Annotated in this window: 11 protein-coding genes; 4 read left to right on the forward strand and 7 right to left on the reverse strand. The window is 66.9% G+C overall.

What is annotated here, in order from left to right; all coding sequences use genetic code 11:
* The first annotated feature begins 445 nt into the window (after window positions 1-445).
* From BMY25_RS03040 to BMY25_RS03055, 4 genes are all read left to right on the forward strand, one after another.
* The gene (locus BMY25_RS03040; RefSeq protein WP_177176666.1) at window positions 446-847 is read left to right on the forward strand and encodes a spore coat protein U domain-containing protein; all 402 of its coding nucleotides are present in this window, start codon (window positions 446-448) and stop codon (window positions 845-847) included.
* 35 nt (window positions 848-882) lie between these two features.
* On the forward strand, window positions 883-1,569 hold the full coding sequence (locus tag BMY25_RS03045; RefSeq protein ID WP_177176667.1) for a fimbrial biogenesis chaperone: 687 nt from the start codon (window positions 883-885) through the stop codon (window positions 1,567-1,569).
* 238 nt (window positions 1,570-1,807) lie between these two features.
* A complete protein-coding gene (locus BMY25_RS03050) occupies window positions 1,808-3,961 on the forward strand; it encodes a fimbria/pilus outer membrane usher protein (RefSeq protein WP_177176668.1) in 2,154 nt (717 codons plus the stop codon).
* 14 nt (window positions 3,962-3,975) lie between these two features.
* Window positions 3,976-4,968, forward strand: a complete 993-nt coding sequence (locus tag BMY25_RS03055; protein ID WP_177176669.1) for a Csu type fimbrial protein — start codon at window positions 3,976-3,978, stop codon at window positions 4,966-4,968.
* Window positions 4,969-5,188: 220 nt separating this feature from the next.
* On the opposite strand, the gene BMY25_RS03060 is transcribed toward BMY25_RS03055, so the two are convergent.
* Genes BMY25_RS03060 through BMY25_RS03090 form a run of 7 tightly spaced genes read right to left on the reverse strand, consistent with a single transcriptional unit; the run spans window position 5,189 to window position 14,188 of the window.
* Complete coding sequence (locus tag BMY25_RS03060) at window positions 5,189-6,013, reverse strand: ATP-binding cassette domain-containing protein (protein ID WP_092495074.1); 825 nt, start codon at window positions 6,011-6,013, stop codon at window positions 5,189-5,191.
* On the reverse strand, window positions 6,010-6,978 hold the full coding sequence (locus tag BMY25_RS03065) for an ABC transporter ATP-binding protein (protein WP_092495075.1): 969 nt from the start codon (window positions 6,976-6,978) through the stop codon (window positions 6,010-6,012). Before BMY25_RS03065 ends, BMY25_RS03060 begins: the two co-directional genes overlap by 4 nt.
* Complete coding sequence (locus BMY25_RS03070) at window positions 6,975-7,856, reverse strand: ABC transporter permease (protein ID WP_177176670.1); 882 nt, start codon at window positions 7,854-7,856, stop codon at window positions 6,975-6,977. Before BMY25_RS03070 ends, BMY25_RS03065 begins: the two co-directional genes overlap by 4 nt.
* Window positions 7,853-8,803 (reverse strand): ABC transporter permease, encoded by a 951-nt coding sequence (locus BMY25_RS03075; protein WP_092495077.1) that lies wholly within the window; start codon window positions 8,801-8,803, stop codon window positions 7,853-7,855. The genes BMY25_RS03070 and BMY25_RS03075 overlap by 4 nt, the downstream gene beginning before the upstream one ends.
* A 7-nt stretch (window positions 8,804-8,810) precedes the next feature.
* The gene (locus BMY25_RS03080; protein ID WP_092495078.1) at window positions 8,811-10,379 is read right to left on the reverse strand and encodes an ABC transporter substrate-binding protein; all 1,569 of its coding nucleotides are present in this window, start codon (window positions 10,377-10,379) and stop codon (window positions 8,811-8,813) included.
* A 48-nt stretch (window positions 10,380-10,427) separates the two neighbouring features.
* On the reverse strand, window positions 10,428-12,140 hold the full coding sequence (locus BMY25_RS03085; RefSeq protein ID WP_177176671.1) for a hydantoinase B/oxoprolinase family protein: 1,713 nt from the start codon (window positions 12,138-12,140) through the stop codon (window positions 10,428-10,430).
* Entirely contained in the window at window positions 12,137-14,188 is a 2,052-nt protein-coding gene (locus tag BMY25_RS03090) for a hydantoinase/oxoprolinase family protein (protein WP_092495080.1), read from the reverse strand. Before BMY25_RS03090 ends, BMY25_RS03085 begins: the two co-directional genes overlap by 4 nt.
* Window positions 14,189-14,262: the final 74 nt, after the last annotated feature.

Here is a 14,262-nt window from a genome sequence, read left to right on the forward strand (position 1 = left end):
TCCCATGACAATTCGTCTGTCCGGGCGAAGGGGACTGAGCGCGCTCGTGCTCCTTCGCGGCTGCCCGAGCGGCAAACCTCGGCCATGCCGTTCAGCTTCCTGTACCCCTCCGCCTATCCCTCGATATCCGGAAGGCCCGTTATGGCCGGAGGGCGAGCGCGTGCATCGCCATGTTCTCCGCACCGCGGGTGATTTTCCCCGAGCCGTGCTCACGGCGCTGCACTGGTCGTCTCGTGCTGCCGCTCGTGCCACCGTTCTTCAATAACCATCTAAGGTTGAAAATAGCACTTATGCGCGTGTGGGAATTGTACTATAGAGGGTCATAGAATCTTTCGGTGAGGGAAAGATGCGTAGAAGTGTAAGTAAAATTGCTTATATCGGGGCTTGCGCGTGCGTTCTAAGCTGGTCGGCTCAGGCCGCCACGACCGCCCAGAGCAACCTTCACGTGCATATGACGGTGGAGGAATCCTGCACGGTCGGCGATGCCGACCTTGATTTCGGCAGCGTTCATGACCTGAGCAGCGAGAGAAACGCTCAAGCCACTATCGCGGTCAACTGCGCCAATACTGGCGCTTACACGATAGCCCTTGATCCGGGGCAGGGGGCCGGCGCCGCGGTGACCCAGCGCTACATGAAGCTGGGCGGCACCGATGGGGCGCATCAGGTCAGCTATGGCCTGTTTTCCGATGCGTCCCGCTCAGCGGTCTGGGGTGACGGGACCGGATCATCGCAAATGATGTCCGGCGCCGGGACGTCGAGCTTCACGGTCTACGGCCAGGTGCCCGCCCAGTCGCTTCCGGCGCTGGGTTCGTATTCGGACACCGTCACGATCTCCGTCGCCTACTGATGCGCCGGGCCTTCGTGAGCGCAATGGCGGGGGCCGTGTCAGCGGCCCTTGCCTCCCTTGCCTCGTTCGGCGTGGCGCATGCGGCGGGCATGAGCATCAGTCCCGTCCTGCTCGACCTGCAGGCCCCCGCCACCACGGCGTCGGTGACATTGCGGACGAGCGGGCAGGATCCGATCGCCGTTCAGGTGCGGGTCTTTCGCTGGACCCAGCAGAACGGCGAGGACCGGGTCGATCCGACAAGGGATGTTGTCGCCAGCCCGCCTTTGGTCCGGCTTCAGCCGGGAGCCGATTACCAGGTGCGGATCGTGCGCCTCGCCAAGCAGCCCGCCACGTCCGAGGAAAGCTACAGGCTCCTTGTCGACGAACTGCCGGATCCGGGCCGCCGTCGCGCAGGCACGGTGTCGCTTCTCGTCCGCTACTCGGTCCCCGTCTTCTTCGGTCCCGATACGGGCGCTGCCGACGTGAAGTGGACCGCGACGCGTGCGGGTGGAGGAATTGCGGTCACGGCCATCAATACCGGCACCAAAAGAGCACGCATCGTGGATCTCTCGGTGGAGGACGGCGGCGGCCACGTCGTGGCGGAACGTCGGGGCCTGGCGGGCTACGTGCTTGCCGGGGCGACACGTCACTGGACGCTGCGCGGCAAGGCCGGCGGGGGAAGCTTGCACGTAAGGACGGGCAGGTCTGGAGGAAAGGATGCGTCTGCTTCAGGCGCCCCTTAGATCCGGCGCGTTTCTCCGGAGCCTGCTGCTTCTCTGCTGCCTCCTGGACCGGGCCTCTGCGCAGACCCTTCCCGAGGCGAATGGGTCAGCTCCAACGGCGGAGGATCTGTATCTTGCCGTGACCGTCAACGGGCAAACCACGAACCTGATCGCAGCTTTCCGCCGAACGGCGGACGGACATCTCACGATCACTCCGGAGGAACTGTCCGAGCTCCACGTGAAAGCGGGGGAGGGCACGATGACCGAAGACGGCCGGGTCGATCTGTCCCGCGTGCCGGGAGTGACGGTCGCCTACGACGAGGCTTCGCAGAGCGTCGATCTGAGAACCGGCGAGGCCAACCGGACCGCGCGCCTCGTCGATGCGAGCGGCCGGAAGGCAGGACAGGTCCCGGACCGATCCGCTCTCGCCGCCGTTCTGAACTATGACGTGATCGCCGCGACCTCCGGCACCGGAGGGTTCGACTGGAAGAGCGAGCGCGTCTCCGGCGCGTTCGAAGGAAAGGTGTTCAGCCCCTATGGCGTCTTTTCCACGGGCGTGCTCGCTTCGTCCGGCGGCCGCGCGGATCTGATCCGCACCGACACGACCTGGACCTATCCCGATCCCGCGCATCTGATGACGGACCGGGCCGGCGACTTCATCTCGTCCGGGCTCTCCTGGACCCGTCCCGTTCGGCTGGGCGGCGTTCAGGTGGAGCGGGATTTCGCATCCCGGCCGGATCTCGTCACGATGGCTCTTCCCAGCGTGTCAGGCAGCGCGGCCGTGCCATCGGCCGTCGACGTCTACACCAACGACGTGAAGAGCTATTCCGGGGATGTGCTCGCCGGCCCGTTCACGATCGCCAGCGTTCCGGCGGTGAACGGAGCCGGGACGGCACGCATGGTGGTCCATGATCTTCTCGGCCGGACGACGGTGACCGAGGTGCCCTTCTTCGTTTCCTCCAAGCTGCTGGCCGAGGGCCGTCTGGACTTCTCCGCCGAGGCAGGATTTCCCCGGCGCTCCTACGGCATCTCCTCCTTCGACTATGACGACGATTTCGCAGGTTCCGCCAGCGCCCGCTACGGCGTCTCAGATAAGCTGACGCTCGAAGGCCACGCGGAGGGCGATGCGCAGCTCGCGAACGGCTCGGTCGCCGCCGACGTGCTGCTCGGGTCGTTCGGCGTTGCGACGCTCGGCGGAAGCGCAAGCTTCTCCGGCGACGGGCCGGGCGGACAGGCGCGGGCGGCACTGGATCTTGGCCGCCGCGGCGTCGCGCTGCATCTGAGCGCGGAGCAGAGCCTCGGCGCCTACGAGGATCTGGCCTACGTCGCCTCCGACCTGAGCCGGATGGACAGGTCGGCGCGTCTCCAGGCTCGTCCCGCGCGATCCACACAGCAGGCCGTCCTCTCCATTCCGCTCGGATTCGATCCGTCCGTGCTGAACGCAAGCTATGGCCGAAGCGAAAGCGAGGGCGGGATCTGGAACCAGACCTTCGGGCTCTCCTACGGCCGCAGCCTGATGCGACGGACGAGCTTCCAGGCCACGGTTTCCTACGGGCAGTCGGGGGGCGGCGAGGGGCAGCGCGAGAAGGACAATCTCGCCTTTCTGGCCGGCATCGACATATCGCTGGGTTCCGACATGAACGCATCCGCGTCCCTCAGCGGGGGCGACGGCGATGTCGCGGGTCGGGCTGAACTCAGCCGTACGGCGAAAGACGAGGTCGGCGGGTTCGGCTGGCGCGTTGGCGGTCAGGAGGGACGCACCGAGCAGGCCTATGCCAACGGAACCTACAGGAGTTCGGTCGCGTCGCTCCAGGCCGGTGTGAGCGAGGATGCGGGCAGCTTTTCCGGCTATGCGGAAGCATCGGGCGCGGTCGCCGCAGCAGATCATCAGCTGTTCCTGAGCCAGCCTATCGAGGATTCCTTCGCCGTCGTCGATGTCGGAGCGCCCGGCGTGCCGGTGGCAGCACAGAGCCGAAAGGCGGGAACGACCAACAGCCGCGGAACGCTGCTCGTGCCGGATCTGGTGCCTTACGAGCCGAACCGCATCACCATCGACAACCGCAAGCTTCCGGTGGACGCGGCGATCCCCGAAACCGCGAAGGTGGTGACCCCGCGCCCCGGCAGCGGCACCGTCGTGAAGTTCGGCGTCCGGGAGGCGGCGCAGTCCGCCGTGGTCGCCATCTCCGACAGGAACGGTACGCTGCTCCCGCCCGGGCTCGGCGGGCAACTCAACGACGGCGAAGCTTTCGTCATCGGCTATGACGGCCAGGCCTATCTCTCCGGCCTGGGCGCTCGGAACCACCTCACGGTGACACTGGATGACGGCACGAGCTGCGCGGCTTCCTTCCCCTTCAAACCCGATCCCGGTCGGCAGGTGGTCATCGGCCCTGTCGCCTGCCTGCCTTCATCATGAACGGAGCCGCCGCCATGCGTGCTTTGATCGTTTCGCTTCTCCTGCTGTTCGGCGCCTGCTGTGGCGTCGCGGGCGCGCAGACGGTAAGTTGCAGTTTCACCGTGCCGGGCGGGATCGTCTTTCCCGAGATGTCGGCATTTTCACAGAGCGCCGTGGATACGACCGGTAAGCTCCACGTCTCCTGCTCGCAAAAAGGACCGGTTTATCTTGGTCCTCTCTCGGTGGCGATCTGCCCCTATCTGGGGGCTGGCTCCGGCGGTGCGACCGCCAGCGATCGAGGCATGGCGAACGGCACGTCGAGGCTCAGCTATGAGCTTTTTACCGACCAGGCTCGTACGCAGATCTGGGGGAGCGGAGGGAATGCATCGGTGGGTGTGCCGCCGCTGCTGATCTTGTCCGTTCCGACATCGGGAAGCGCCACGGCGGACGCCACGATCTACGGTCGGGTGGCCGGGAACCAGAACCTGCCGGTCGGAAACTATACGTCCAGTTTCGGTGCCGCCGACACGCCATTCGTATACGGCACGATCAGCGTGAATGTTGGCGGATGCGCTCTCACCCTGGCTCTGGGTTACTCGGGGAGCGCCAGTTTCAGTGTTAACGAGACGCTGGCGGGCGGTTGCTCCGTCGGGTCGTCCGATCTCGGGTTTCCCAACACGACGGACCTGACCCGCGACGACATCGCCGCGCAGGCGGCGATCTCCGTCAAATGCACTGCGACCACACCTTACAGCGTCGCCCTGGGGATGGGGTCGGGAGGAGGAACCGATCCCGCTCAGCGTCGGATGAAGCGGACGGGGGGAACGGAGACCATAGCCTACGGTCTCTACAAAGACGCGGCGCACCATGTGCCATGGGGAAGCACCACCGGATCCGACACACTCGACGGGCAGACCGGCAGCGGCCTGAACCAGAGCATTCCCGTTTACGGACTGGTGAAGAAGGCCCCGGCCACCCCGCCGCCCGGATCCTACAGCGACGATGTCGCGATCTCGATCAACTACTGAGGCGGCGCCCCTGCCGGGTTCAACGCCGGGCCGACACCTGCGATCGTCGCTTCAGCCGGGCATCGACGTCCGTCGGCGCGCGTGTCGCAACGCACGCCTCTCGGTCTCGCACACGCCGCCATGCTGACCTGCCGCCTGAACGGGAAATAACTCCGGTCGGGGCTCCGCTCACCGATCCCCTGCTGCGGGGCTGGGGCGGGACCTTGCGTCGATCGCCCGATCAGGCGCTTTCTCGCAACCCTTTCGGAACGGCGTCCAGGAGCTTGCGTGTATAGGGATGCTGCGGGTTCTCCATCACTTCGCTCGGCGTGCCGCTTTCCACGATCACGCCGGACTGCATGACGATCACGCGGTTGCAGATACGCCGCACGACGGCAAGGTCGTGACTGATGAAGATCAGGGTCAGCCCCGATTCCGCCGCCAGGCCGATCAGGAGATTGATGATCTGGCCCTGTAGCGACACATCGAGGGCCGAGACGGGCTCGTCCGCGACCAGCAGTTCCGGCTGCATGGCGAGCGCGCGGGCGATGTTCACGCGCTGCCGCTGGCCGCCGGAGAGAGCGTGGGGATGGCGGTCGAGAATGCCTTCCGGCAGCCCCGTTCGCCGCAGGAGCTGCGCGATCTCCTCATTGCATCGACCGCGGGGCACGCCCGCGGCGCGAAGCGCTTCGTGCAGGGTTCGGCGGATGCGCTTGCGCGGATTGAGCGACGAGCCGGAATCCTGGAAGATCATCTGCACGCGGCGGCGATAGGCCCGCAGCGACCGGGACGTGCCCTCCGAGAGGGCTGTTCCCTCGAAGCTCAGGACGCCCTCCGTCGGCTCCAGCAGGCGCACGACGATCCGGCCGAGCGTCGATTTTCCGCTGCCGCTTTCGCCGACTATGCCGACGATATCGCCGCGCCGGATCTCCAGATCGATGTCCCGCAGCGCGTCGAGGCGGGGCGTCCGGCCGCGCAGTCGCGCAAGAAGGCCGCCCCTGAGCCGATAGCTTTTGCCGATGCCCCGAAGCGAGAGAATGGGCGTGGTCGGAGGAGGAGCGTTCATGCGGCGAGCCAGCAGGCGGCCTGTCCTGCCTCTTGCGGGAAGGCCGGTGGCATCGCGAGGCAGCGCTCGTGCGCCGCCGGGCAGCGCGGCCGGAACGGGCAGCCGGATGGCAGCTTGCCGAAGAGCGGCGGTTCACCGGGAATGGTGGCGAGCGGGCCGGGCCTGTCGTCCAGCCGGGGAATGCAATCCAGCAGCATGCGGGTATAGGGGTGTTGCGGCCGGCGGAAGATCTCCTCCACCGTATTGGTCTCGACGATGCGGCCCGCATACATGACCGCGACGCGGTGGCAGATCTCGGCCACCAGATCGAGATTGTGGCTGATCAGCAGGATGGCGAGGCCGAGTTCCTGCCGCAGCCGGGCCAGCAGCGCCATGATCTGCGCCTGAACGGTGACGTCGAGGGCCGTCGTGGGTTCGTCCGCGATCAGCAGCTTCGGCCCTGAGGCGAGCGCCAGCGCAATGGCGACGCGTTGCCGCTGGCCGCCCGACATCTCATGCGGAAAGGAGTGCAGGCGGGCTTTCGGCGACGGGATGCCGACGAGGTCGAGCAGCTCTTCCGCCCGTTTCGCCGCCGCGCCGCGCGAGAGCGGATGGTGCGAGCGGATCGCGTCTGTGAGCTGCCGGCCGACGGTGAAGGCAGGGTTCAGCGCACTCAGCGGATCCTGGAAGATCATCGCGATCTCGCCGCCTCGGATCTTCCGGATCGCATTGCTGGAAAGCGTGTCGAGCTGGTTCTCGCCGATGCGGATCCGGCCTCCGAGCCGCCTCGCGCCGCCCGGCAGCAGGTCTATCAGGCTGAGGGCGGTTAGGCTCTTGCCCGATCCGGACTCGCCCACCAGCGCCAGCGTCTCGCCGGCGGACAACGCGAAATCCACGCCGTGAACGACGGGCACGTCGCCCGCCCGGCCGGGGAATCCGATCCGGAGATCGGAAACCTCCAGAAACGCGGGAGCTGCCGCACTCATGCCGGTGCCATCGTCAGTTTGCGGCGGGGGTCCAGAACGTCGCGAATCCCATCGCCCATGAGATTGAAGCCGATCACCGTGATCGAGATGAAGAGGCCCGGGAAGACCGAGAGCCACCATTCGCCGGAGAAGACGAAATTGCGGGAGGCGGCGAGCATGTTGCCCCAGCTCGCGGCCGGCGGCTGCACGCCCAGCCCGACGAAGCTGATGGCGGCCTCCAGGATGATGCCGACCGCGATCTGCAGCGTCGCATGCACGATGACGGGAGACAGCGTGTTGGGAAGCACGTCGCTGAACAGGATCTTCCAGCCCGGCACGCCCTGCAGGCGCCGCGCCGCCACGTAGTCCGCCTGCGCCTCCACAAGCGTCGCCACGTAAATGATGCGGGCGAGGCCGGGAATATAGAGGAGACCCAGCAGGATCGTGACTTTGGTCTGGTTGCCGATCGCCAGCGGGCCGAGCTGCGAGACGCCGACGCCGAGAATGCCGACCACGGCGATCGCCCAGATCAGCGTGGGGATCGCGGCCACGGCGTCCAGCGTCCGCATGATCACCTGTTCCACCCAGCTTCCCTGGTTGAAGCCGGCGACCAGACCGAGCGGCAGGCCGAAGAGGATGCTGACGAGCACGGAGCCGATGCCGATCTCCAGCGACGGACGGGCACCCCAGATTACGCGGCTCAGGATGTCGCGGCCGGACTGGTCGGTGCCGAACCAGTGGAGCAGGTCGGGCGGCGTGAGCTGGCGGTCGAGCGCCACCGCATCGGGATCGAAGGGCGAGATTGCCGGTGCGAGCAGCGCCATGGCGATGACGAGGACGACGATCGCGCCGCCGATCAGGCCGGTGGGACCGCCAAAGGCGCGGACGAGGCGGTTCATGCCTGCACCGTGCGCAGGCGCGGGTTGAGCCATGCGTTCAGGAGATCCGCCGCGAGGTTGGCGAGAAGGAAGATCAGGGTGAAGACGAAGACCACGGCGCGCACGGTCGCGTAGTCGCGCTGGCTGATCGCGTTCAGCAGCGATCCCGACATGCCGGCGATGTTGAAGACGGTCTCGATGATGAGCGCCCAGCCGAACATGTAGCCGAACGACATGGAAGTGACCGTGACCACCGGCACCATGGCGTTCTTCAGGGCGTAGCGAAGCACCAGCGAACGGGGCAGGCCGGTCGCGCGGGCGGTGCGGATGTAATCCTGCCCGAGCACCTCGATCAGGCTCGACCGCGTCATGCGGCTGAGCACGGCCGTGTAGAAGATGCCGAGGCAGAAGGCCGGGAGCACCAGCGACATGATGTGCGGGCCGAGCCCCTCGCTGACCGGCGTGATGCCGCCCGGCGGGAAGATCGGGATGCGGATCGCGAAGAACAGGATGAGGATCAGCGCGGTCCAGAAGCCCGGAACCGAAACGCCGATCACCGTGAAGATGCGCGAGGCGTGGTCGATCCAGCTGTTCTCGAAGACGGCCGATGCGGTGCCGAGAGCGATCGACAGGACCACCGCGAAGACGAAGGCTACGATTACCAGCTCCAGCGTCACCGGCAGGGTCTCGGCGATCTGCTCGTTCATGCCGAGGCCGGTCACCACGGAGGTGCCGAAATCGCCGTGGAGCGCCAGCCGGTCCACCCATTCGCCGTAGCGGACGAGCAGCGGCCGGTCGAGCCCGTGCTCATGTTCGAACTGCTGGACCTGGACTTCCGGCGCATCCGCGCCCAGCACGATGCGGGCCGGGGATTCCGGGATCGCCGCCGTCAGCACGAACAGGATCAGGCTGATCATAAGCACGGCCAGTATCGAGAAGCCGAGGCGATGGAGGAAGAAGCCCAGCATGCGCCGGTCAGGCCTTCAGCCCGACGCTTCGCACATCCATGGTGATGCCCTGGTTGACCCTGAAATCGGTCACGTTGCCGCGCCAGAGATTGGCGGCATTGAGGAAGCCCAGCCACGCATAGGGACAATCGTCGGCGATCTTCTTCAGGATCTTCGCGTAGATCGGCTTCAGCGCCGCCTGGTCGTTCTCGGCATAGGCCTGCTTCAGGAGATCGGCAATCTCCGGGGCGGCATAGCCGGAGACCTTGGAATAAGGCTGGTTCTCCGTGAAATTCTGGCCGAGCAGGTAGGTCGGCTCGCCCGGCGACGTCAGGTTCATCAGGAGCGCCTGCAACTCGCCCTTCTTCGCCTGCCCGAGCGCCACCAGCGGTTCCGTCATCTTCAGCGTGCAGCGGATGCCCACCGCCTGCAACTGCGACTGGATCGCGACGGCCGCGTCCTTGAGGTCGAGCAGGTAGGGGGTCGCCGGCAGCGTCATCTCGAAGGCGGCATCCGTGGCGTGTTTCGATTGCGCGAGGAAGCCCTTCGCCTTTTCCGGGTCGTAGCCGATGGATCCGTCGGCCTCCGCGTCATACCACCAGGCCTGTCGGGGAGCGGGCAGGGTGCAGGGATCGACCATGCCGAAGAAGGCATATTGCGCGAGCTTCTGGCGATCGATCGCCCAGTTCACCGCGCGACGGACATTGATATCGTCGAAGGGCGGCTTGGCGTTGTTCATCATCAGCGTGCTCCAGCCACCGAAGGTGGAGCGGACCTCGCCGGCGAGTCCCGAGCGCTTGGAGAGCGAGGCGAAATCGCGCGGGGCGGGCGCGCCGATGATGTCGGCCTGCCGGGCCAGGAGGTAAGCGGTGCGGGTGGCGTCCTCGGGGACGAACTTCACCACCAGCCGCTCCCATTTCGGCAGGCTCTTGTCCCAGTAATTGGGATTGCGCTTCAGCGTGACGGACTGGTTCGGCCGCCATTCCTCGAAGATGCCCGGACCCGTGCCGATCCCGACCGGTTTCATCTTGAAATAGTCGTCGCCGTATCTCTCGCGCGAGCCGGCGGGCCAGATGCCCATGTACTTCGTCAGGAAGTTCAGCCAGGGCGCGTAGGGCTCGCTCAGGATCACGTGCACCCGATGCGGACCGTCCGTTTCCACCCGGGCGATCTTCTCGAAGATCACGCGACGAGCGGCGTTCCGCTTCTTGTCCAGCATGGATTCGAAGCTGTACTTCACGTCTTCCGACGTCATGGGCTGGCCGTTCTGGAACTGCACGTCGTCGCGCAGGTCGAACGTATAGGTCAGCTTGTCAGCCGATATTTCGGGCAGTGCGCGGGCGAGCTGCGGCCGAAGCACGCCGTCGACGTCATATTCGACCAGGTTCTCGAAGATGCACTGGTTGATGACCATCGGATCCTGCAGCACCGCATTGATCGGATCCAGCGTGTTGGGGCTGTTCGGGATCGCCAGCGTCAGCGTCTTGCCCGAGCTCTGCGCCCAGGCGGTATCGTCGAACCCCGTCAGGAGGCCGGCCGCCGGCAACGTTGCCGCCACCTGCATCAGCATTCGCCGCGTGATCACGAACCCGCTCATCCCGTTCCCCTCAATCTGTATAGTCGTCTATGCAATCGGCATGCCAGTTTACGTCTTCCCCGTGGCTTCCACCTGCCAGTCGTAGACGGTACGGGCAGCCCCTTCGCTGACGTAGCCGTAGGCGACATCGCGCCGGACGGCGTCCCTCGGCCGGTTGGCGGGATCGCCATGGCCGCCGCCGCCGGCGGAGATGCAGACGATCGTCGCGCCCGGCTCGATGGCGACGCCGCTGTCATGCACGCCGAGGCGATCGATGCACCCGTCCCCGTGCTCGACGGAATAGGCATGCCCCGGTCCCGCCGTGCCGCCCTGGCTGGCGAAAGGCGGCACCAGCACGCCTTCGCCGGAGGCATTCAGGACGGCGGGCCTGTCGCCGACATAGCGAAGGCGCAGCCGTCCGCCGAGGCCGCCGCGTCGCGTGCCGGCACCGCCGGAATCCGTCAGCAGGGAATATTCCTCGACCAGCAGCGGATAGGCCGCTTCCGTCCGCTCCACCGAAGGCGAGGGTGTGCCGCCGGGATTGTGCAACCCGCCGATATTGGCCCAGCCATCGTGCTCGGCATTGCCGCCGGTGCCGCCCTTGTTGAAGAAGTAGTGCCAGATGAAGGGCCGCCCGCCGCGGTCCTGCCCGGCGAGGGCGAAGCGGAAGCGGCGGGCAAAGCCGCCGATGGCGCGGGCCGGATCGGCTCCTTCCAGAGCCTGCAGCAACGCCTCGATAAGCGCGCAGGCCGTGGACGAGGTGCAGGCGCCGACGGGAGCCGGCGACACCGGATCGAGCAGGCTGCCCTTGCGCGTGCGGATCTCGATCGCCCGCGCGCTGCCGTCGTTCAGGCCCTGATCGTCACCGCTGAAATAGAGGAATGCCACCATCACGGCGGCGCGCGTGTTGGCGAAGGGGCTGTTGATGAAAGCGGCCACTTGATCGGGGCATTCGGTGAGGTCCACGACCGCCCGTCCGTTATCGATGGTGACCGTCACCGGGATCGGCAGCAATCCGCCGGGTGCCTGCGCGAACTCCATGTGGCTCAGGCCGGAATGGCGACCCTCGCGGCAGCCCGCCAGCATGGCGCGCATCACCGCTTCGCCGCCGTCCAGCATGGCCTGCACGCAGCCCGCGACCTCTTCGCCCCGGTAGCGGGTGAACAATTCCGACAGCCGGGCGTGACCTATCCGGACGGCCGCGAGTTGCGCCAGCAGATCGCCTTCGAGGTCTTCCGGCTTGCGCGAATTGGTGGCGACGAGGCGGAGGATATCCTTGCGGAGCCGCCCCCCGTCGACGAGCTTCACCGGCGGCAGCCGCAATCCTTCCTGCCAGATCTCGCGGGCGGCCGCGCTGTAGCCACCGGCGGAGATGCCGCCGATATCGCCCTGATGCGCGCGCAGCGCCACCCAGAAGGCAATCTCGCCGGCGTGGAAGAACGGCATCGCCAGCGTCACGTCGGGCAGGTGGCTGCCGCCCCAGAAGGGGTCGTTGGCCATCAGCACGTCGCCCTCGGCAAGGTCGCCGCGGAAGGCATCCGCCATCATTCGCACCGCGAGCGGCATGGCGCCCATGTGGATCGGCACGCGTTCGGCCTGCGCGACCGTGCGGATCTCCGCATCCAAGAGGACGGCGGAGAAGTCCTGGTTCTGGTTGAGGATGGGCGAGAAGCAGGTGCGCGTCATCGTCTCCACCATCTCCTCGCTGATCGCCTTCAGCTTGTTGCGGACGACGGCAAGGGTGAGCGGGTTGGGCGCGAGGCGGGAGGACGCGGCGTTCATGCGGGCTGATCCGAGATGCGAAGGCTGCCGGTCTCGTCGATGCTGGCGAGGCTGCCTTCCAGCACGAGAACCGAGGTGGAAGCCGCGTCGATGAGGGCGGGCCCGGCAATGGTCATGCCGGCAACGAGATACTCGAAGCGGTAGACGGGCGCCTGCACCTCGCGGCCGATATGGATGCGCCGCTTGCCGCAGAGAGCGCGGGCGGCATCGGCGCCGGGCTCGACCGGGTAGCGGGGCAGATCGAGCTTGGGGAGCGGGCTGTAGACGGAGACCCGGCAGGTTTCCACGATCGCCGGTTCGCCGGGATGGGAGTGCTGGTAGAGCTCCCCATAGGTTTCGGTGAAGCGCCGCTCCAGGTCGAAGGGCGTGTCGCCTGCCTTTGTGGGGATGGGCAGCGTGTGGATCTGCCGTTCGTAGCGGCATTCCGCGACGCGGTCCGTCCAGGTCTCGCCGTCTCCCTGCCCGGCGACGCTGGACGACATCGCGGCATGCGCTTCGTTCGCGAGATCCTTGAAGATCGTCTCCAGATCGTGCGCCGACAGGGAATTGATCGGCGCGTTCACGGTCCGCTGCCGGTCGCGGCGGACATCGGCCGCGAGGAAGCCCAGCGCGGAGAGAACCGAGGCGAAGCGGGGGATGATCACGGACGGGATCTGCAGGTCGCGGGCGACTTCGTTGGCATGAAGACCGCCGGCGCCGCCGAAGGACATCATCGCGAATTCACGCGGGTCCAGTCCGCGCCGCACCGTGGCCAGCCGGATACCCTCGGTGATGCGGGAACTCGCCAGCACATGGATCGCCCAGGCCGCTTCCTCGATGCTGAGGCCGAGCGGCTCCGCGACGTCCCGGTTCACCGCCGCGCGCGCCTGTTCCAGATCGAGCTGGAAGCGGCCGCCGAGGAAACCGGTCTCGGGAAGCAGCCCCAGAACGAGGTTGGCGTCCGTCAGGGTTGCCCGCGTGCCGCCCTTGCCGAAGCAGGCGGGCCCCGGGACCGCGCCGGCGCTTTGCGGCCCGATTTCCAGAATGCCGGCGGGGTCGATCCAGGCGATGCTGCCGCCGCCGATGCCGAGCGGGTTCACCTCGATGGCCGGCGCGGTGATGCGCATGTCGGCGAGGTCGGTGCGGTCGCGCTCGGCGGGCACGCCGTCATTCACGATGCAGACATCGGTGGTGGTGCCCCCGGTGTCGTAGGTCACGAGCCGGGGCAGGCCCAGCGCGCGGGCGAACATCGCCCCGGCCTTGGCGCCCCCGGCGGGACCGCTCGTCACCGCCCCGACCGCCAGCCGTCCGGCATCCTCGACGGGCAGAACGCCGCCATGCGATTGCATGACGAGCACCGGAACCCGGATACCCTGCTCGGTGAGGCGGCCGAAAAGGCGGTTCAGGTAGGTCTGCAATCCGGGGCCGACATAGGCGTTCACCGAAGCCGTCGAGAGCCGGTCGTATTCACCCTCGCGGTTGAGGATTTCGTGCGACAGCGAGACGAACGGCGACCAGCCGGCGGCTTCGATCAACTCGCGAACGGCGCGCTCGTGCTCCGGATTGCGGTGCGCGTGGAGCAGGCAGACCACGACGCCGTTCACTCCGGCGGCGCGAAGATCCTCGATCGCCCGGCGCGTATCGTCCCGGTCGAGCGGCAGCAATGCCGCGCCGTCGAAGCCGGTGCGCTCGCCGATTTCGCGGCGGAGGGGGCGGGCGATGATCGGCTCCGGTGCCGCTACGCGCAGGGCATACCGGTTGTCGCGCGAGCCTTCGCGCAATTCCAGCAGATCGCGGAAGCCGGCGGTGGTGATCAGGCCGAGCTTCGCCCCGCGCCGCTGCACGAGGATATTGGTGGCGACCGTGGTGCCGTGGATGAAAAGTTCGATATCGGCAAGGACCTCGCCGAGGGGGCGCCCGAGGTCTGCCGCCAGCAGTTCCAGCGCATCCAGCACGCCACGCGAGGGATCGTCCGGCGTGGATGGCGACTTGACGAAGCGCAGGCCCAGTTCCGGATGGGCGACGACCAGATCGGTGAAGGTTCCACCGACATCGATGCCGACCATCATCGCCGTTTACCTCGTCCGAACGAACCGCCCATCGTCATCGCTGTCCAAAGATTGTTCTTGCCAATCCATCAGGC

It is taken from the genome of Faunimonas pinastri, from assembly GCF_900110915.1.
GTDB classification, from domain to species: domain Bacteria; phylum Pseudomonadota; class Alphaproteobacteria; order Rhizobiales; family Afifellaceae; genus Faunimonas; species Faunimonas pinastri.

Excerpts from the sequence above, each read along its gene's own strand:
- BMY25_RS03050 (WP_177176668.1), top strand. The coding sequence starts at position 1,808 with ATGACCGAAGACGGCCGGGTCGATCTGTCCCGCGTGCCGGGAGTGACG.
- BMY25_RS03055 (WP_177176669.1), top strand. The coding sequence starts at position 3,976 with ATGCGTGCTTTGATCGTTTCGCTTCTCCTGCTGTTCGGCGCCTGCTGT.
- BMY25_RS03060 (WP_092495074.1), bottom strand. The coding sequence starts at position 6,013 with ATGAACGCTCCTCCTCCGACCACGCCCATTCTCTCGCTTCGGGGCATC.
- BMY25_RS03065 (WP_092495075.1), bottom strand. The coding sequence starts at position 6,978 with ATGAGTGCGGCAGCTCCCGCGTTTCTGGAGGTTTCCGATCTCCGGATC.
- BMY25_RS03070 (WP_177176670.1), bottom strand. The coding sequence starts at position 7,856 with ATGAACCGCCTCGTCCGCGCCTTTGGCGGTCCCACCGGCCTGATCGGC.
- BMY25_RS03075 (WP_092495077.1), bottom strand. The coding sequence starts at position 8,803 with ATGCTGGGCTTCTTCCTCCATCGCCTCGGCTTCTCGATACTGGCCGTG.
- BMY25_RS03080 (WP_092495078.1), bottom strand. The coding sequence starts at position 10,379 with ATGAGCGGGTTCGTGATCACGCGGCGAATGCTGATGCAGGTGGCGGCA.
- BMY25_RS03085 (WP_177176671.1), bottom strand. The coding sequence starts at position 12,140 with ATGAACGCCGCGTCCTCCCGCCTCGCGCCCAACCCGCTCACCCTTGCC.
- BMY25_RS03090 (WP_092495080.1), bottom strand. The coding sequence starts at position 14,188 with ATGATGGTCGGCATCGATGTCGGTGGAACCTTCACCGATCTGGTCGTC.